Annotated in this window: 18 protein-coding genes; 13 read left to right on the forward strand and 5 right to left on the reverse strand. The window is 34.5% G+C overall.

The features are described from left to right. Positions 1-54 precede the first annotated feature (54 nt). The 4 genes from FW768_RS01455 (at position 55) to FW768_RS01470 (ending at position 2653) form a co-directional block, all read left to right on the forward strand. Entirely contained in the window at positions 55-615 is a 561-nt protein-coding gene (locus tag FW768_RS01455) for a hypothetical protein (RefSeq protein ID WP_153391729.1), read from the forward strand. 81 nt (positions 616-696) lie between these two features. Further along, a complete protein-coding gene (locus FW768_RS01460) occupies positions 697-945 on the forward strand; it encodes a hypothetical protein (protein WP_153391731.1) in 249 nt (82 codons plus the stop codon). A 77-nt stretch (positions 946-1022) separates the two neighbouring features. Beyond that, a complete protein-coding gene (locus FW768_RS01465; protein WP_153391733.1) occupies positions 1023-1388 on the forward strand; it encodes a hypothetical protein in 366 nt (121 codons plus the stop codon). 686 nt (positions 1389-2074) lie between these two features. Continuing rightward, the gene (locus FW768_RS01470) at positions 2075-2653 is read left to right on the forward strand and encodes a thermonuclease family protein (RefSeq protein WP_153391735.1); all 579 of its coding nucleotides are present in this window, start codon (positions 2075-2077) and stop codon (positions 2651-2653) included. A 489-nt stretch (positions 2654-3142) separates the two neighbouring features. Here FW768_RS01470 and FW768_RS01475 read toward each other — a convergent pair whose 3' ends face one another. The 4 genes from FW768_RS01475 to FW768_RS01490 all read right to left on the reverse strand — a co-directional run bounded on the left by FW768_RS01475 (position 3143) and on the right by FW768_RS01490 (position 6078). Next, positions 3143-3559: a hypothetical protein gene (locus FW768_RS01475; protein ID WP_153391737.1), complete on the reverse strand. Its 417-nt coding sequence runs from the start codon at positions 3557-3559 to the stop codon at positions 3143-3145. A gap of 203 nt (positions 3560-3762) precedes the next feature. After that, entirely contained in the window at positions 3763-4956 is a 1194-nt protein-coding gene (locus FW768_RS01480; protein ID WP_153391739.1) for an MFS transporter, read from the reverse strand. Positions 4957-5146: 190 nt separating this feature from the next. Beyond that, a complete protein-coding gene (locus FW768_RS01485) occupies positions 5147-5758 on the reverse strand; it encodes a response regulator transcription factor (protein WP_153391741.1) in 612 nt (203 codons plus the stop codon). Continuing rightward, entirely contained in the window at positions 5755-6078 is a 324-nt protein-coding gene (locus tag FW768_RS01490) for a hypothetical protein (protein ID WP_153391742.1), read from the reverse strand. Before FW768_RS01490 ends, FW768_RS01485 begins: the two co-directional genes overlap by 4 nt. Before the next feature lie 677 nt (positions 6079-6755). Here FW768_RS01490 and FW768_RS01495 point away from each other — a divergent pair. The 8 genes from FW768_RS01495 (at position 6756) to FW768_RS01530 (ending at position 15095) form a co-directional block, all read left to right on the forward strand. Further along, a complete protein-coding gene (locus FW768_RS01495) occupies positions 6756-7139 on the forward strand; it encodes a helix-turn-helix domain-containing protein (RefSeq protein WP_153391744.1) in 384 nt (127 codons plus the stop codon). Positions 7140-7517: 378 nt separating this feature from the next. Continuing rightward, positions 7518-8774, forward strand: coding sequence for an aminotransferase class I/II-fold pyridoxal phosphate-dependent enzyme (locus FW768_RS01500; RefSeq protein WP_153391746.1), 1257 nt, complete (start codon positions 7518-7520; stop codon positions 8772-8774). A 6-nt stretch (positions 8775-8780) separates the two neighbouring features. Beyond that, entirely contained in the window at positions 8781-9407 is a 627-nt protein-coding gene (locus tag FW768_RS01505) for a TetR/AcrR family transcriptional regulator (RefSeq protein ID WP_153391748.1), read from the forward strand. A gap of 101 nt (positions 9408-9508) precedes the next feature. Beyond that, positions 9509-10594, forward strand: a complete 1086-nt coding sequence (dnaX, locus tag FW768_RS01510; RefSeq protein ID WP_153391750.1) for a DNA polymerase III subunit gamma/tau — start codon at positions 9509-9511, stop codon at positions 10592-10594. Between the two features lie 272 nt (positions 10595-10866). After that, the gene (locus FW768_RS01515) at positions 10867-11202 is read left to right on the forward strand and encodes a hypothetical protein (protein ID WP_153391752.1); all 336 of its coding nucleotides are present in this window, start codon (positions 10867-10869) and stop codon (positions 11200-11202) included. A gap of 395 nt (positions 11203-11597) precedes the next feature. Beyond that, complete coding sequence (locus tag FW768_RS01520) at positions 11598-12680, forward strand: chorismate mutase (protein ID WP_153391754.1); 1083 nt, start codon at positions 11598-11600, stop codon at positions 12678-12680. 126 nt (positions 12681-12806) lie between these two features. Next, positions 12807-13733: a ribosome small subunit-dependent GTPase A gene (gene rsgA, locus FW768_RS01525; RefSeq protein WP_153391756.1), complete on the forward strand. Its 927-nt coding sequence runs from the start codon at positions 12807-12809 to the stop codon at positions 13731-13733. A gap of 945 nt (positions 13734-14678) precedes the next feature. Then, a complete protein-coding gene (locus FW768_RS01530; RefSeq protein WP_153391757.1) occupies positions 14679-15095 on the forward strand; it encodes a nucleoside-diphosphate kinase in 417 nt (138 codons plus the stop codon). A gap of 205 nt (positions 15096-15300) precedes the next feature. Here FW768_RS01530 and FW768_RS01535 read toward each other — a convergent pair whose 3' ends face one another. Continuing rightward, positions 15301-17145, reverse strand: a complete 1845-nt coding sequence (locus tag FW768_RS01535) for an alpha-L-fucosidase (protein ID WP_153391759.1) — start codon at positions 17143-17145, stop codon at positions 15301-15303. Positions 17146-17333: 188 nt separating this feature from the next. On the opposite strand from FW768_RS01535, the gene chrA reads away from it, so the two are divergent. After that, complete coding sequence (gene chrA, locus FW768_RS01540; protein ID WP_153391761.1) at positions 17334-17546, forward strand: MNIO class RiPP chryseobasin precursor ChrA; 213 nt, start codon at positions 17334-17336, stop codon at positions 17544-17546. Positions 17547-17549: the final 3 nt, after the last annotated feature.

A 17549-nucleotide genomic window follows, 5' to 3' on the forward strand; every position in this document is an offset into this window, starting at 1 on the left:
GTACTTTGAATCCAAAATATGTTAAACGTTGGTGGTGGCCATTTTAATAAAAATATGAAAAAAATAAAATTAGAATATAACTTGTGTGTTTTTTTATTTGCTTATTTAAATCAAGCAGATTTATCATTACACAGAGCGGGATGGACAAGCATCAGAGAATTGAAAAATTTTTACTCAAATCAGGTAAATCCTAGAGAAGTAGGGCGATTTTTAATACTAAATGCTGATATAAATGAGAGTAAATTAGGATATTATTACGGAATAAAAGGATATTCTCTAAAAAAAATTATTCTTTCGCGGATAAATTTTATGTTTGGGTTTCCTCCTGTCTTCCTTAGCGAGGAAATTTATTATATATGCCAAAAATTGATGAATTTTGCAGAAATGCTTGAAAAAGATGATGTTCACCAGTTGGAAATGGAAAAATTAAGGCTTGAAATTTCAAAATTTTCTTTTGATATATTAAGGTATAAAATATCTTATAAGGATTATAGTGAAGCATTAAAAATTGAACATTATATGCAACATGATGGGCTAAAGGATATTAAAATAAAAGAGTTTATAAAAAGGCTTCCCGACTCATCTGTTTTTATAATGTATTTCAAAAATATTTGATAATTTTTTAATCTGTAGCTTAACGCTGATGCTGGCTTTGATAGTAAAAAATGTAGAGATTTTTTAGAGAAAAAGGAAATAATGATACAAACAGAAAAATTAAATAGTGCAATATTGGCAATCCAAGACATGATAATTCGTGCACGCAGTTTGGCTTATAAAAACGAATCATATGAGTTCTTAGCAGACTTTTTAGATGGTATAGAGTATCTTCCAGCCTTGATATTGGAGAAAGGAGATCAAACAGAATTATTTGAGCATTTTTTAGAAGAACTATCTACTAAATATAATTTTCCAGAGGTTTTTAATAAATATAAAAAATATGAGTAATGTAAGTGAATATTAAAGGTTGTTCAAAATGGAAATAATGTTATTTGAAAACCCACATAATTTATAAGTAAATAATTATGGAAATAACAACAGATATAAATAGAATCAATCAGATTTTGACTGAATATCAAGGTGATAAAGCGGAAATGTGGCTGTTTGATATTAGTCACATTAGATTAGCAATAAAAATATATTCAAAAAGAAAGGATGATGTTCCTTTTCTTGTAATGATAGGATGCAAATATATTAAGGGAACTTTTATGTTGGATAATCCGAAATTATCTGTGAAGAAGGATTTTGATACAGAAGGATCAGAAGTCATTTTCAAGATTATTGATGATGTTAGAGATTTTGAACTGATATCGACAGGAGGTATCGCTTTAGCTAAAGGAGTCGAATCAGAGTTTGGTGATTCATTTGAGGGGTTTTTATTAGAAAAATAAAAAATTCCAGATTAGATTATCATGAAGGGCTATTACTAAAAGTTCAAAACTCAAAAAATCAGGTAAGAGTATCAAAAAATACTCTTACTTATTTTGCTGTTATATATCAAACTAAAATCCACATTATAGAATGTTCAATAACTGAAATTAATAAAAAATAAAAAAAATGCATATTTTGTTAACAGTTTATTTGATGATAATTTTAATAGTAGATGCTTATGAAGTGTGGAATTACATGATTAATATCTCAAATGAAACAATTATATTATTTTTCACTTTATTGAATTTCAGAGAAAAGTAGGAAATAATGACATATCAATATTTTCAACATCTATATTTTTTACAATAATGCTATGGATGAATATCTTAACAGCATTAAATTTTATCCTTCTTAAAAATTATTATCCTACTAAAAATTATTTTATTCCTATTACATTGTTTTGTATTGGATTATTCTGGGTAATAAATAATTATTTAAGGAAAAAGAGGCATGAAAATTATGGTTTTCATACATCATTTTTAGGGTATTCATGTTTATTACTTTATATTATAATAAGCTTTGCTTTATTTGTATATAGTGTAGAACTGTTAAGATAAAAGATTAAGATATGAATTATAACCTCCTCTATAAAAACAAAACCCCGGAAAAGCCCTTAAACAAAAGAAAAAATCCATAATTTTGCGGCATGAGAATACTTTTCTATGCGTTTTTATGCTTTCCTTTTTCTCTTTTCTCACAGACGACGGCAAAGGTAGTTGGAATTTCAGATGGTGACACCATCACGGTTTTATTAGACGGAAACATTCAGAAGAAACTTCGGTTGGCAGAAGTAGACTGTCCGGAAAATAAGCAGCCATTTGGGAAAAATGCCAAACAATTCACCTCAGACCAGATTTTTGCTAAAAAAATCACTTTCACAGAAATCAAAACAGACCGATATGGACGTAGCATAGCCAAGGTATATTATGACAATGGAAAATACCTTTCCGCGGAAATTATTAAAGCAGGGTATGGATGGTGGTATTATACCTATTCCAAAGATAGTTTGCTCGGAAAAATGGAAAAATCGGCAAGAATCCGCAAGGTAGGTTTATGGCAGGATAAAAAAGCAATTTCTCCATGGGATTACCGTAAAAAAAGACGCGAAGAGGCTCTTAAAAAACGTCTGCAAAAACAAGCTGCAGAGCAATCTGAAAAGAAGAGGACAAAGTCATTGCACAATTCTTCAAAACAAGATAACAAACCAAATCAGGTAATTTATTAGCTGAAACCCAATTTTCATCAATCCAAATGAGTCCTGTGAAATAAAAATATTAGTCAGTAATCTTTATTTTGCAGAATATATTCAATAGAGGTGGACTTTAGTCCGCCTAAATGATAAAAAGACCATCCATTGGCTTTGGCCAAAACCTATACAGTCAATTTGTAAAATCCGCAATAAATTAGAACTCGTGCATCCGTGGCAATGAAATTTTTTAACTACAATAACACTTAAGTTTTTTTAAGAGACAAGCTCTACGTCGAGAAGTGCACTGCAATTTTTATTAACCATCGAATAAGAAATCTGCGCCATCTGCAAAATCAGCGAGCGATTTGAAAATAAAAAATGTGTATTGGTGATATGTTTTTTTACCACGCAAAAATGAAATCCTTTAGTTTCCAAAAAAACAGCTGCAATTTAAAAGCACACACAAGTTCGATGCTTTATCCAATAATTATTAACCAAAGTTAAAAAGTTGATTTCGAAAAATTGTTATAAATCTGCTTTCAGGAGCCCAAATCCTGAAGAAGCCGGCTCTTTACCAAAAAGGCAGGAGAATATATTCTGAAACTCGTGAATATACCTGCATCTGATTGAATTTCCATAAATCTTCAGTCCTTCAAGAAACTTTTTTGAGCTAAGATCAATATCGTATTTTATAAACGGTTCTGGTCTTTCATATCGGATTCTTCGTTCCGAACTGTAGGTACATGAAAATCCAAGCCTTTCAAGCCATTCTTCCGTAATTTGAATCGGTTGAATAGAAACGGCTGGTACAGAGAGACTTTGGGAATTGTTTTCAATTTTCACAAAATAATCATGACTGATATTTTGGAAGATTTCAGTGATCGTATAAATCTGACTTTTGTACTCAACTAAATTTTTAATTTTAAGATCTGCTACATTCATGATACTCTGGATTTTTGATGGTGAAAAGTGCTCAGTATACAAGTGCAAATACTATGCCTCGCATTGGATTTAAAACCCTGTATTTAGTGAATGTTTTGTTAATTTTTATGACTCATATTTAATTATTTATTAAAATAAGTCTTCCTGCTCGTAAAAGATGGTCATTCCGGAAAAAATGAAATGTGGTAGCTATGTGGTATCTGTTATTTTGCTCTCAAATACTTGTTGTCAGATGCGAATAGAAATGAAACAGCTGCAGCAAAAATAATTACCCCTATGAAAAAATTCCAGGAGAAAGAATGGAGAAGATATCCCGTTCCGCTTCCCAGAATGCTGGAGCCGAAGTAATAAAAAAGCCAGTAAATAGACGTTGCAGAAGATTTTCCGCGTTTTGCCCGCAGAGCTGTCATCTGGCTGGCCATCGTATGAGCAGCAAAGAAAGCGAGCGTAAATAGCCCCAGACCGAAAATAATAATATAAATATTCTCAGAGAAAAGCAGTATCGCCCCTGCAAGCATGCATAGAATAGAACCATTCAAAATAAGAGAAGAATCCAGTCGTTTTGAAAGTCTGCTGGTGATCATCGTTCCGAAAACCCCGAAAATATACATTAAAAATATAAATGCAATCACAAAATGATTAAGGTAAAACGGACTGCCTTCTAATCTAAAGCTCAGGTAATTGTATACACTGACAAAAGCACCCATCAACAAAGCAGCAATACAGTACAAACGCAGCATATACGGATCTGTAAGAAACCGTTTCATCTGTTTTACCTTTAGAGAATAATCCATTTTTTGAGGATTGAAAAATCTGGAATCAGGAAATAGCTTCCAAAACACCAATCCAAGAAGTAAACTTTCTATTCCTATGATCAGTACAGCATTCCGCCATCCGAATTCTCCCGCTAAAATAGTTGCCAGTATTCTTCCGCTCATACCTCCGATTGTATTTCCACTGAGGTACATACTAATGGCAAGAGCTACCACAGATGCATGAACTTCTTCCGTAAGATAGGCCAATGCAACGGAAGAAACTCCGGACACAACAAAACCTTTCAGAAATCCTGCGGCAATAAGAAAACTCAGATCGGGAATCCAGGCAGAAATAATAGTAAGCAGGGCAGAGGAGATCAGGGAAAAGACCATCAGGTTCTTTCTTGAATAAGAGTCTGCTTTAAAAGCAAAAAAGAGCAAACCTACAGCCATCCCAATTGTAGAGGAAGAAACAAGAAGAGAACTGTCGCCGGCGGTGGTTTTAAAATATTCTGCAACCATTGGAAGCATCGGCTGAAAAAGATAAAGCTGGGCAAATACAGAAAGTCCCGAAAAGAAAATACAAAGTTTTATATACCGGAAACGGGCACTGCCTTTTTCTGCTTTTTCAGATGAATTCATGATCTTTTGAGTTATAAAAATACCGGGTTTTTATGATGAAATATGAATTCTGTAAAGTTGCTGATATTTTTTTAATTAAAAAAATGGAGTATTCAATAAGAGCTATTGGCAGAAACAATTATTATAAATGTCGCTGTATGGCCAAGTGAAAGAGGCTGGCCATACAGTTGCTGATGATATCATCGCTGGATTAGTGCATCATTTCATGAACTTTGATCAGTTCAGCAATATTAGAAATATTCAGCTTTTTGAAAATCCTTTTTTTATAGGTACTTACCGTAGACATCTGAATGTCTAGTTTATTGGAAATTTCAAGATTTCCGTATCCGTCTGCCAGCAGTTTGAAAATTTCATGTTCACGGGATGACAGCTTCTCTACAGGATTACTTTTTTTATTCTGAATGATCAGGCCGATCAGCTCTGCAGGATAATGATACCCTTTTTCTATGACTGACCTTACGGCTTCCCGGATCTCTTCTTCGCTGCTTTGCTTACTGAGATAACCTTCAGCACCTTCTCTGATGTACTGAATGGCAACATCTTTATCATATCCGGAAAATACAAGAATTTTAAGACTTTTCTGTATATCCTTAAGCTCAGTGATCATCCTTTTGTACTGGGTTCCGGGCATATCAATGTCCAGCAGAAGCAAATCATAATGACGTACGGCCAATTGTTCCTTGACCTGTTCATAATTTTCTGCAAAATCAATGTCAAGCTTGGGATACGCAGACTCCAGTACCAAAGCAGTTCCGGCTCTTACTACATAATGATCATCAGCGATTAAAATTCTTTCATTCATATAATATTAGCTTTAATAAGAGTTATTTCAATAGAGTTCCTTTTAGAGATATCCGGAGTTGAAACTAATGGAAGTGTTACTTGATTAGGAATGGATTTCCAACTTTTAAAATCAAATTGATAGCATCCCATATTCTTTGAAATTTTGATCCTTCCTGCAGCTGGCTCTTCAGACATTTCCGTAGAGGTGGTTATTATGGCAATTTTTTGCCTGGTTTTAGAGGGTTTAAGACTAGTTATGTTGGTTAAAATATTTTTTGCGACATTCTTAAGAGCTATCCGGATAAAACCATACCTGTTCCGGACAAAAAACTTCGCCATGTTCAGCAAAAATTCGTTGTCTGTAATATACCGTGTAGAAGTATGACGCTGTTTGTAAATATTTGAAAATAATATTACAAAAAACAATGTCCGGGCTCTCAAATACATAAATGATCTATGTTTTTCCGTATGATCAGTACAGAAATCTGTTAATAATAGTCATTTTACAAGCCAAAGTTTTTTAAGTGTGGGAATTACTGAACGCATTTTTTCTCATAAATATTTCTATTTTTTGTGTTTTTGATTAAGGAGTTTTAGTTAAACACGTAAAATTAATAAAAATATACATATTAACTGCCATGGTATGGCTAATTTTGATATGAGTTTTATCTCCCCGAAAAGAGAGTAAATGAGATAAATTTTTCGTAAGAAAGAGATGTAGTTTCTTGAATAAGGTAAAAATGTGTTTAAGCTTTTCTCATTTTCAATGAATAGAAGAGATTTTTAAAACATCAATTGAAGAGCTGATAAAGCCTGAAATTCTGGAGCATTTAAAAATATACCATATACAGAATTCAAACGGAAGATATTCCCCTTTTTGTAATAAAAGTTCATGAAAAAAAACCTTGTGATAATTGTTTGTAAATGAATGATTTTCTTTGGTTTCCGAAAAGTTCACCATGTTCTTTTTTATTCTTATCTTTAATTTCATAGAGGAATTGTCTAAAAATATAAAGATGACAAAAATGAAAAGAAGTGAAGAAATCACAAGCCAGTATTTTGCTTTTCTGGATAAGCATATCCTTGAGGTTATGAATGGCGTTACTCCTGAATTTATGGAACTCAATGAAATTGCAGGACAGCTCGCTGTTTCCCATACCCATCTTACCGATACCATAAAAAAAGAAAAAGGAAGGCATCCTTGCTACTTTTATGATGAAAAGATTATTGATACAGCCAAAACTATGCTTGCCGGTTCTGACAAATCTATTGCCGAGATTGCGAGAATTCTTACCTATGATCCGTCTAATTTTTCCAAGTTCTTTAAAAAAATGACAGGCATCACCCCTGGAGACTTTAGAAAAATAAATAAAAATTCAGTTGAAAATAGTATTGGATAACCCTCTTTAAGGATGATTAAAATAAGCAGATAGACAGGGTTTTTTAGGTTTTTTCATCTTGTAGAGAAAAAAAGACAAAAATAATATTTTATAAATGAGGTGATTGTAATTGATAATCATCTTTTTTGTTATTTCTCTATTAATAGTGTTTTATGGTTGTCTTTTTTTTGTTAATTTAGGTTTCTTAAAAAGCTATCCAAACCATTAAAGCATAAAGTGAATTATTTAATAAAAATAAAATTATTTGATTATCAGATATTAAGCGGTTTTTTTTTAAAATGTTTATAAATTTAATGTAAATGTTAAATTTTAACAAGCTTTATTAATCATATATTTGTTTATTCAAACAACTAATACATAATATAAACAACATTAAGGATGAGTATCGATTTTACTACAGCAACTTTTAAAGATTTTGAGAATATTCCTGACTTTAATATTCTTCAAAGAGCAGAAGCCTTCAGTGATTTCCTGGATTATATGAAATCCAACGGTCGTATGCACTACAGGCTTAGAAATACCACAGGAACCAATGCTACATTAAATGTAAGTATTGCAGATCAGAACAAGCAGTATGTAAGTTTTGTTTCCAGTGATTATTTAGGGTTTACACAACATCCGAAAGTAAAGAAGGCTGCCATTGAAGGAATTGAAGAATATGGGACAGGTACAGGAGCAACTCCTCTTATCGGTGGCTATTTTGATTATCATTACAGATTAGAAAAGAAAATTGCTGAATTTTTTGGAAGAGAAGCGGATGAAGCAGTAGTATTTACAACAGGGTATACAGCAAATAGTGCCATGTTGCAATGTCTTATGAAAGGAGAAGATCTTGCTATTTTAGATATGGCAGTACATGCCAGCGTACATGAAGGATGTGCATTTACCAATAAAAAGACATTTCAGCATAATAATCTGGAACATTTGGAACACATTTTGAAGACATCAAAAGATCAGTACCGTACAAAGCTTGTCGTAATCGATGGTGTCTATTCCCAGGATGGTGATATTGCACATGTCAGAGAAATTTATGATCTTGTGAAAAAATATAATGCCTTTCTAATGGTAGATGATGTTCATGGGATAGGAGTCTTGGGAAAAACCGGAAGAGGGACACTTGAACTGACAGATATGTTAGATAAAGTGGACATTATGACAGGAACTTTAAGTAAAACTTTCGGAAATCTGGGAGGATATGTGGTTGCAAATAAAAAAATTGTAACTTTCCTTAAATTCCAGTCACGCCAGCAGATATTTTCAGCAACCGCAACACCTTCTTCAGCAGGAGTGATCAAAGCTATTGAATTGATCGATGAAGAACCGGAATGGAGAGAAAAACTTTGGAATAATATTAATTATTTCAAAAAAGGACTGGATGATCTGGGATTAGATACAGGAATTACCTGCTCGGCAGTGGTCCCTGTAAAAATCGGAGATCCGCACATAACAGGAGATGTAGGACGACTGCTTATGGAAAACGGGATTTACACCAATCCTATTATATATCCTGCCGTGTCAAGAAAAGATGCACGTATCAGAATGAGCGTGACGGCAAGACACGAAAAAGAACACCTTGATAGAACTTTAAATGTATTTGAAGATATCAACAAAAAATTGCATATAGCAAAAAAATAATAAATTATGCCTAGAAAAGTAGTGCAAGGTCCCATCAGGGATAAGGAGAAAACCAAACAGAAACTGCTTGCAGCAGTTGGTAAAATCTTGAGAGTAAAAGGATACTCAGGATTAAAAGTTAGTAAAATCGCTGCCGTAGCAGGATTTGATAAAAAACTCATCTATGAGTATTTTGGAAGTACAGATAAGCTTATCGATGAATATATCAGATCACAGGATTACTGGAGTAAAGTAAATCCGGAAAACGTAGATGTGGATCTTTCCGACGGAGGAAAAGAACTGACTAAAAAAGCTGTACTTGCTCAATTTGAAAGTCTTAAGAAAAACAAAGAACTACAGAAAATCATTCTTTGGGAACTTTCAGAAAGTAAGCCTATCCTTAGAAAACTGGTAGAACAACGCGAAGAAGCCGGAGAAATTCTGTTTGAAAATATTATTGATCCTTATTTTGGTGATAAAGCGCTCAGAACAAGAGCTATTATGGCATTGCTTGTTTCCGGAGCCTATTATCTGAACCTGTATACAGGGTACAATGCAAGCAAATTCTGTGGCATTGATCTGAAAAGTGAAGAAGGAAGAAAAGCTATTGAAGAGGCTATTGTTGAAGTGATTGATTTATCTTACCAGAAATAATGATGATTAAAAGTTTTCTTATTTGACCAAAATTAATTTTTTGTTGATAATTTGAAAACTTTAAATTTTCAAATTAAAACTATATTTCTTACTTTTGGCCAATGGAAAATTTTATCGTATCTGCAAGAAAATACCGCCCGCAGCAGTTTGATACTGTGGTAGGGCAATCCCATATTACGGATACTTTAGAACATGCAATTGAAGAAAATCAGCTGGCTCAGGCTCTGCTTTTCTGCGGACCTCGTGGTGTAGGTAAAACTACTTGCGCCAGAATTCTGGCAAGAAAAATCAATGAAAAGGACGGCTCCGTTTCAGAAGACGGCTTTGCTTACAACATTTATGAACTGGACGCGGCATCCAACAACTCCGTGGATGATATCAGGGAACTGATAGACCAGGTACGTTTTGCCCCTCAGGTAGGACAGTACAAAGTTTATATCATAGATGAGGTGCACATGCTGTCTTCTGCAGCCTTCAATGCTTTCCTTAAAACACTGGAAGAACCGCCGGCACATGCTATTTTTATTTTGGCTACCACAGAAAAGCATAAAATAATTCCTACCATTTTGTCCCGCTGCCAGATCTATGATTTCAAAAGAATCACTATAGAGGATATCCAGGGCCATTTAAGAAATATTGCTCAGAAAGAAAGCATTCAGTATGAAGATGATGCTTTATATCTGATAGCCCAGAAAGCAGATGGTGCTTTAAGGGATGCACTTTCCATTTTCGATAGGCTCTCAACCTTTTCCCAAAAGAATATTACCCTGGCCAAAGCAGCCGAGGTTCTTAATATTCTGGATTACGATCAGTATTTAAATATAGTAGACCTCGCCAAAGAAAATAAAATCCCGGAAGTCCTTTTTGCATTTAATGAAATTGTAAAAAGAGGTTTTGATCCTCATATTTTTATAGCCGGCTTAGGCAACCATTTCAGGGACCTTATGATGGCTCAGAACGCTTCCACCATCGAGTTGATTGAAGTGGGAGAGAGGACGAAGGCTAAATTTGTTGAGCAAAGCCAGAAATGGAATGCCCAACAGCTGATAGACGGTGTTGAGATCTGCAACCATGCGGATATTAATTATAAAAATTCCAAAAACCCTAGACTTACAGTTGAAATTGCACTGATGCAGCTGGCTTCTCTGACCGCTGGTTCAGGCGATACTAAAAAAAAAAATTCCTGATACTGGCTCCGTTTCTTCATGAGAAACTGGAAATAAAAACTCCCGAAAAAGCTCATGAGAAACGAGAAGAAAAACCACAACCAGCCGTTCAGACCGATGCTGTTCAGGAAACAGCAGTAAAAACAACGAAACCTTTATCAAGACAAGGAACAGCTTCTGGTTTCAGTATCAATTCATTTCTGAATAGAGAAGATGAAACAACCACTGAAGCAACAGTAGTCGTAAAAACTGACAATCTTCCCCAAAACCATTTTACAGATACAGATCTGCAGATGGCATGGAACCTTATGCTGAAACAGCTCCAGGCCAAAGACAGTTTCGCCTTCAATGCGGTGAAAGCCTTCAAATTGGTGAAGTCTGGTGAAAATCAGATTCGGGTTTTATACCCTTCAGATTCTGCAAAAGCTGAATTTGATAAGATCAGCGGGGAATTTTTCAACCATTTCAAAACAAAGGTACACAACCACGCTATTGAAATAGATTATCAGAGAGACTTCGAAAATCTGAAAGTAGAAGTGGTTACTAAAAGAAAAATATTTGAAAAATTCATCGAAAAAAATCCACTTTTAAAAGATCTTGATGATTTAATGAGGTTTGATTTGACATAATTTTTATATATTTGTCAAATATTTTTGTGAAAAATAACTTTTTGACAAAAGCAAATATAATCCGAAAAGGCTAAAACAAGACATTTTCAGAACAAAAGTGGAAAAAATATTCAACTTATCTCTGTCTTCTTTTACACCCGCTGATCAGTTTTTCAGCGGTTATTTTAGCTTTTCTGCTTTCTATTGTAGAAATTTCAGAACGTATTACCGATTTTATTGGTATTGCTAACTGAATTTCTTTCCAAAAAATACAGGTAAATTAAAGTCCTTTTGTTTTCCTGATTCCTTTAAAAATTTTGAACGGCATTTTTTGAAAAGAATTATAAAGTAAATTTTATAATGAAAGGACTATTGATGTAAGTTTAAAAAAAATATAAAACAATAAATTTAAAAATATGAATTTAAAAGATGTAAAAAACGAGTGGATCAACGGGCTCTCACAGCCATTGATGATTGCTGGGCCATGCAGTGCGGAAAGTGAAGCCCAGATGCTTGAAACGGCTAAAAGAATAAGAGAAACCAATGCCCAGGTACCTATATTCCGTGCAGGAATCTGGAAGCCGCGTACCAAACCAAACGGTTTCGAGGGAGTAGGAGTTATTGGTCTTAACTGGCTGAAAAAAGTGAAAGAGGAATACGGTTTCAAAACGGCTACAGAGGTGGCCAATGCCCACCACGTATTTGCAGCTTTGGAAGCAGATGTAGACGTTCTTTGGATTGGGGCACGTTCAACTGTAAATCCATTTACGGTTCAGGAAATTGCAATGGCTTTAAGAGGAACAGACAAACCTGTATTCGTTAAAAACCCGGTAAACCCGGATCTGGCCCTATGGATTGGTGCGTTAGAAAGACTTCTCGGACAGGATATTAAAAACCTAGGCGTAATTCACAGAGGGTTTTCAACGTACCAGAAAACAAAATACAGAAACAACCCGAACTGGCAGATTGCATTAGATTTCAAAAGTCAGTTTCCCAACATTCCGATGCTGATCGATCCGTCCCATATCTGCGGAAACAGAACAGGACTTGCCGATATTACACAGGAAGCACTTAACGTAGGATACCAGGGGGCTATTATTGAGACCCACTGCAACCCGGATGAAGCCTGGAGTGATGCGTCACAGCAGATTACTCCTGAAGTACTGGCGGAACTTATCGGAAACCTGAAAGTAAGAAATTCAGGACTTGCCGGTTTTGATAATGAAATGGGAAGACACAGAACTTTAATTTCTGATCTTGATTTTCAACTGATTGAGCTTCTTTCCCAAAGAATGAAGATTTCCGAGAAAATAGGTAAGCTTAAAAAAGAAAATGATATCGCGATCTTCCAGCCGGAAAGATGGAAGGTGATCACGGAATACGCTACTCAGAAAGCTAAAGAAACAGGGATGTCTCAGGAATTTATTGAGAAGGTATTTAAAGCCATTCATGAGGAATCTATTGAAGTACAGAATAATATCATGATCGACAGAGCATAATTGACAGATCACACAGTATAGTCTTTAGGGCTTAAGAGTCAGGAAAGTGGTGAAAAAGAAATGTTTTCATATCCCCGGATCTGTGCCTTAAGCCCTAATTTCTTATATTTGCATCCAGTATTATCTATGAAAGGAAAAATCATTAAATCAACAGGCAGCTGGTACCAGGTTCTGGAGCTTGAAACAGAAAAAATTTTCGAAGCCAGGATCAGGGGAAAATTCAAACTGATCAAAACAAGACTCACCAACCCGCTTGCTGTAGGAGATTTTGTAGAATTTCAGCTGGAGAAAGATGATATTGCATGGATTACTAAAATAGAACCGAGAAGAAATTATCTGATCAGGAAATCCGTAAACCTTTCAAAAGAGGCTCACATCATTGCATCCAATATAGATTTAGCCTGTTTTATTTTTACATTAAAACATCCGGAAACCTCATTAGGATTCCTCGATCGTTTTCTGGCATGCTGCGAAGCATATAACATTACCCCATTAATTCTGTTCAATAAAATTGACGTTTTAAATGAAGATGAAATTGAATTAGTGAAGGACATTGAATTTTTGTATCAGGAAATTGGCTATGAGACTTTAGAAATTTCTTCCTATTCCAAATTGAACCTTGAATTACTTCAGGATCTTCTTAAAGATAAAACCTCCGTATTTTTCGGGCATTCCGGCTGTGGAAAATCTACATTGGTGAATGCACTTCAGCCCGGGTTGAATTTAAAGACATCTGAAATTTCAGACTCTCAGCTTAAAGGAAAACACACCACAACTTTTGCCCAGATGCACTTCTGGCATTTTGGAGGAAACGTTATCGATACCCCCGGTGTACGTGAATTTGCGATGATTGACATTGAAAAAGAAGAAGTTCAGCATTACTTCCCGGAAATTTTCAAAAAAAGGGAAGAGTGTAAGTTTCATAACTGCCTGCACATTAATGAACCTAAATGTGCTGTTTTAGCTTCTCTCGAAACCGGAGAAATCCAACATTCCCGCTATTCTACTTATATAAAATTGATGGATGAGGCTGAGGAGGCTTCCCAAAAATAATACCGATCATCTGGATAAATGTTTTTTGTTATCGTTAGCAAACGCAAAGCCGCAAAAGTATTTTTCATGCAGTATATATAAGTAAGGTGCAATTAAAAATCTGTGTAATCTGAGTTATCTGTGGGGAATATTTAACCACAACAGACACAAAAGATTAATACAAAAGCTATTTTTAAGTTTAAAAGCTTTGTGTATAAAAGTTCACATAAGCCTAAAAAAATCTGCGATTTTTATTGATGCTGAAAATGAATCTGTCTAATCCGCGAAATCATCGGGAGAAAAAAATACAAGAATCTGTGAGATCTTAAAAACACCAACAAAAATCTCTTCTAAAAACCGGTTAATGTAATTTGCCTAATTTATTCAATAGAGGTAGACTTTAGTCCGCCTAAACAATAAAAATCATCCCGGGTTCTGATAAAGTCTAGTAACAAATATGTAAAACAGGCAAAAAATCTGCTGGATCTACGAGAATAAAAATAAAAATCTGCTGAAAAATCTTTGTTTTTAAATCTACAAAAATATCTGAGCTATTAAAATAACTCTACTTTTTCATGTCATAAATTATGACAGGTAAGATCAATTTTCGGAATGTCGGTTTTTAATGAAAATATTTTTTTGAATTTTTTTTAAAAAAAATATTTATTTCATTCTTTGAAATAGAAGGAATACGCTAATAATATGATTTTTTACGGTTTAAAATTTTATCATATTCGTAAAAAATTACTTGAATTTTTACAAATAAAAAACCCAGCCGAAGCTGGGTAAAAACTAATAACCATGAAAACTCAAATTAAACATGAGAATCATAATAGAATTAACAATTACTGTGCCAAAGTTGATAACTCCATTTCTTAATAAAAGTTATTTTTATGTTAAAAAAAAATTAAAATAAAAATCAAAGATATTTTTTGTAATTTTGCGCCATTAAAAAAATATACATTTATGTCTAACATTACATTCACTATGATTAAGCCTGATGCAGTAGCAGACGGACATATCGGTGCTATATTAGGGAAGATTGCAGAAGGAGGTTTCAAAATTAAAGCTTTAAAATTAACTCAGCTTACTGTAGCTGACGCTAAAAAATTCTATGAAGTACATGCTGAAAGACCATTTTATGGTGAGCTTGTAGAATTCATGAGCTCTGGTCCAATCGTTGCAGCTGTTCTTGAAAAAGATAACGCTGTTGAAGATTTCAGAATATTAATCGGATCTACTAATCCTGCAGAAGCTGCAGAAGGAACAATCAGAAAAATGTTTGCAAGAAGCATCGGAGAAAATGCAGTTCATGGTTCAGATTCTAACGAAAATGCGTTGATCGAAGCTCAGTTCCATTTTTCAGGAAGAGAAATTTTCTAAGAAAATTCTTTTATAAAATAGAAACCGGAGAAACTTCTCCGGTTTTTTTATGCCATAATGTCTGCGCTTGAGATATTTAGGAATCAATCTCAATTTTTAGCGGATAATTCCAGTCTTGAATTTTGTATATTTTTTTTGACTACTTCAATTTCAAGAAAAAGTATAATAAAAAAAATCAAGCTTATGCTAATTCTGTTTTTATACTTTACAGGTTGTTTTCAATAGCTTCCACCTTCTCCCTATGCAGGTCAACGGGTTTATCAAGCAGGATGGCAAGAACAGTCATACTTTTGTCAAACCTTTCTTTCGGAATATCAATATAAATGATCCCTGGTGTTTCACTCCAGTACAGCTTATTGTATATTTTATGATCCAGAATACTGCCTTCACCGGCTATCCTGATTCTGGCAATATTATTTTTGATTCCTTTTAAGGCAACAGGACCGGTAGGCGTTCCTTCTACAAACAGATAAATGGTCTGTCTGTCTTTTGAAAGAGCACTCATCCCTGAGTAATGTCCGCCAGGAAGCCCTTTTCCGGTTTCAAAAAGCGCTTCTGCATGTTTACTGATCCATTTCAGAGTTTCAGGATTGGTTTTGGGAGTTTTGGGAAGAGTCATTTCGAGTCCGTCATTGGTCAGCCCTGAATGATCCATAATATTGCTGCCATTATGAATAAGATTGGCAAGATCATACACCGCAGTTTTGGCATCTTTGTTTTCCAGAATATCCTTAACAGAGAAAGTGTCCTTTTCAAAATGATTAAGAAGAGTAGGCTTTTCACTAAAAATAAGCTGAACCGTTGTCACGTCCTGATCAAATTTTACCTTAGACAGATCAATCATCATCGTTGTATCGTTAGTAAAGTGGAAATTTACCTGAGAATTTTTATCCCCTACGACTTTTATAACCGATGGTTTACTGGCCAGGCCATACATTTTTACAAAATCTTTAGCCTCTTCCAGATAAAGAAATATAGATTTTTCATCTTCAGAAAATGCAGATTTTCCTTTATAATGCTCAAAAGGAATGCCTTGCCTGGTGCCGTATATAGCGTCTTTATTTTTTGTAGTCCATCTTCCGAGATTTTTTAAAATTTCGGTTTGTTCTTCAGGAATGGTTCCATCAGATTTCGGCCCGATATCCAGAAGGAGATTACCTCCCATGCTGATCACGTCTGCTAAGGTTCGGACAATCATATTAGGTGTTTTATAATGACTGTCGAACGGCTGGTATCCCCATGAATCATTCATCGTATAGCAAAGCTCCCAATAAGAGCTTTGGGGAGCTGCAACGGGAATTCCCTGTTCCGGAGTTTCATAATCACCATGATTGTTGAGCCTTGAATTAATAATAATATCAGAATTATACTTCTTTAAAAGGGCTAAGGTCTGCGGAGCTTTCCATTCTCCGGAAGAGTGCTCCCAATCGCCGTCAAACCATAATAAATCAGGCTTGTACTGTTGTGACAGTTCATTCAGCTGAGTTTGGTAATAAGAAACAAACTTATCCCATCTTTTAGGGTCGTTTTTGATATCATAACGCTTTTTTGTACGGGTATTGACGTCATAATATGGATGGCTCCAGTCTGGAAGAGAAAAATAGATCCCGGTTTTGAGTCCTGATTTTTTTAACGCGGCAACAAAAGGAGTTAAGACGTCTTTTTTGGCTGCAGACTGATGAGGAATCGTGATAGCCTTCTCAGCTTTAGAATTCCATAAAGAAATACCATCATGATGTTTGGAGGTAATAACGGCATATTTTGCTCCTGATTCCTGGATCATGCGAACCCATTCCTCCGGCTTGTAACCCGAGGCTGAAAAGCCGTTAAGCTGTTTCATATAATTTTCATGATTGATATAATTATTAAAAAAAGACCAGGACTCGGAGATACCATCAACTGAATAAATACCCCAATGGATAAAAATACCAAGTTTGGCATTTCTGAACCATTCCATTTTTTTTAGACCATCTGATTCAGACTGAGCATTGAAATGGCATGCTGATAGCATCAATCCTAAAAAAACAACTCCTGTTATCCTCTTTTTCATTTCTCTTTTTTATGCTAAAATAAATAAAGAAAAGCTAATTTTTTCGGATAAAGAAAGTAAATGTTATATTCATTAATAGAAGTATTGAATTTAAATATGAAAAGCTGAAATACTGAATAATAAAATATCGTATTTTTAACGAGATGATAAATGGAATACTTCTTGTAAGTTTCTTTAAAAAAAAGAATATGAAAATTCCAATGATAGTAATGGCGGGTTTATTAGCTGTGGGGGTATCTGCACAGACAACAAAACCAGTGAAAAAAATAAACAAGCCAGTTAAGAAAATTAAAAAAGCAGAAGCACCAAAACCGGTAAAAGCTGCCGAACCTAAAGTAATTGTAAAGAAAGATACTCTTCTTAAAAGAGGAGGATACTGCCCGGCCTGCGGAATGGGATAATTT

It is taken from the genome of Chryseobacterium vaccae (assembly GCF_009602705.1).
GTDB classification, from domain to species: domain Bacteria; phylum Bacteroidota; class Bacteroidia; order Flavobacteriales; family Weeksellaceae; genus Chryseobacterium; species Chryseobacterium vaccae.

Excerpts from the sequence above, each read along its gene's own strand:
- FW768_RS01455 (WP_153391729.1), top strand. The coding sequence starts at position 55 with ATGAAAAAAATAAAATTAGAATATAACTTGTGTGTTTTTTTATTTGCT.
- FW768_RS01460 (WP_153391731.1), top strand. The coding sequence starts at position 697 with ATGATACAAACAGAAAAATTAAATAGTGCAATATTGGCAATCCAAGAC.
- FW768_RS01465 (WP_153391733.1), top strand. The coding sequence starts at position 1,023 with ATGGAAATAACAACAGATATAAATAGAATCAATCAGATTTTGACTGAA.
- FW768_RS01470 (WP_153391735.1), top strand. The coding sequence starts at position 2,075 with ATGAGAATACTTTTCTATGCGTTTTTATGCTTTCCTTTTTCTCTTTTC.
- FW768_RS01475 (WP_153391737.1), bottom strand. The coding sequence starts at position 3,559 with ATGAATGTAGCAGATCTTAAAATTAAAAATTTAGTTGAGTACAAAAGT.
- FW768_RS01480 (WP_153391739.1), bottom strand. The coding sequence starts at position 4,956 with ATGAATTCATCTGAAAAAGCAGAAAAAGGCAGTGCCCGTTTCCGGTAT.
- FW768_RS01485 (WP_153391741.1), bottom strand. The coding sequence starts at position 5,758 with ATGAATGAAAGAATTTTAATCGCTGATGATCATTATGTAGTAAGAGCC.
- FW768_RS01490 (WP_153391742.1), bottom strand. The coding sequence starts at position 6,078 with ATGGCGAAGTTTTTTGTCCGGAACAGGTATGGTTTTATCCGGATAGCT.
- FW768_RS01495 (WP_153391744.1), top strand. The coding sequence starts at position 6,756 with ATGACAAAAATGAAAAGAAGTGAAGAAATCACAAGCCAGTATTTTGCT.
- FW768_RS01500 (WP_153391746.1), top strand. The coding sequence starts at position 7,518 with ATGAGTATCGATTTTACTACAGCAACTTTTAAAGATTTTGAGAATATT.
- FW768_RS01505 (WP_153391748.1), top strand. The coding sequence starts at position 8,781 with ATGCCTAGAAAAGTAGTGCAAGGTCCCATCAGGGATAAGGAGAAAACC.
- dnaX (WP_153391750.1), top strand. The coding sequence starts at position 9,509 with ATGGAAAATTTTATCGTATCTGCAAGAAAATACCGCCCGCAGCAGTTT.
- FW768_RS01515 (WP_153391752.1), top strand. The coding sequence starts at position 10,867 with ATGGCATGGAACCTTATGCTGAAACAGCTCCAGGCCAAAGACAGTTTC.
- FW768_RS01520 (WP_153391754.1), top strand. The coding sequence starts at position 11,598 with ATGAATTTAAAAGATGTAAAAAACGAGTGGATCAACGGGCTCTCACAG.
- rsgA (WP_153391756.1), top strand. The coding sequence starts at position 12,807 with ATGAAAGGAAAAATCATTAAATCAACAGGCAGCTGGTACCAGGTTCTG.
- FW768_RS01530 (WP_153391757.1), top strand. The coding sequence starts at position 14,679 with ATGTCTAACATTACATTCACTATGATTAAGCCTGATGCAGTAGCAGAC.
- FW768_RS01535 (WP_153391759.1), bottom strand. The coding sequence starts at position 17,145 with ATGAAAAAGAGGATAACAGGAGTTGTTTTTTTAGGATTGATGCTATCA.
- chrA (WP_153391761.1), top strand. The coding sequence starts at position 17,334 with ATGAAAATTCCAATGATAGTAATGGCGGGTTTATTAGCTGTGGGGGTA.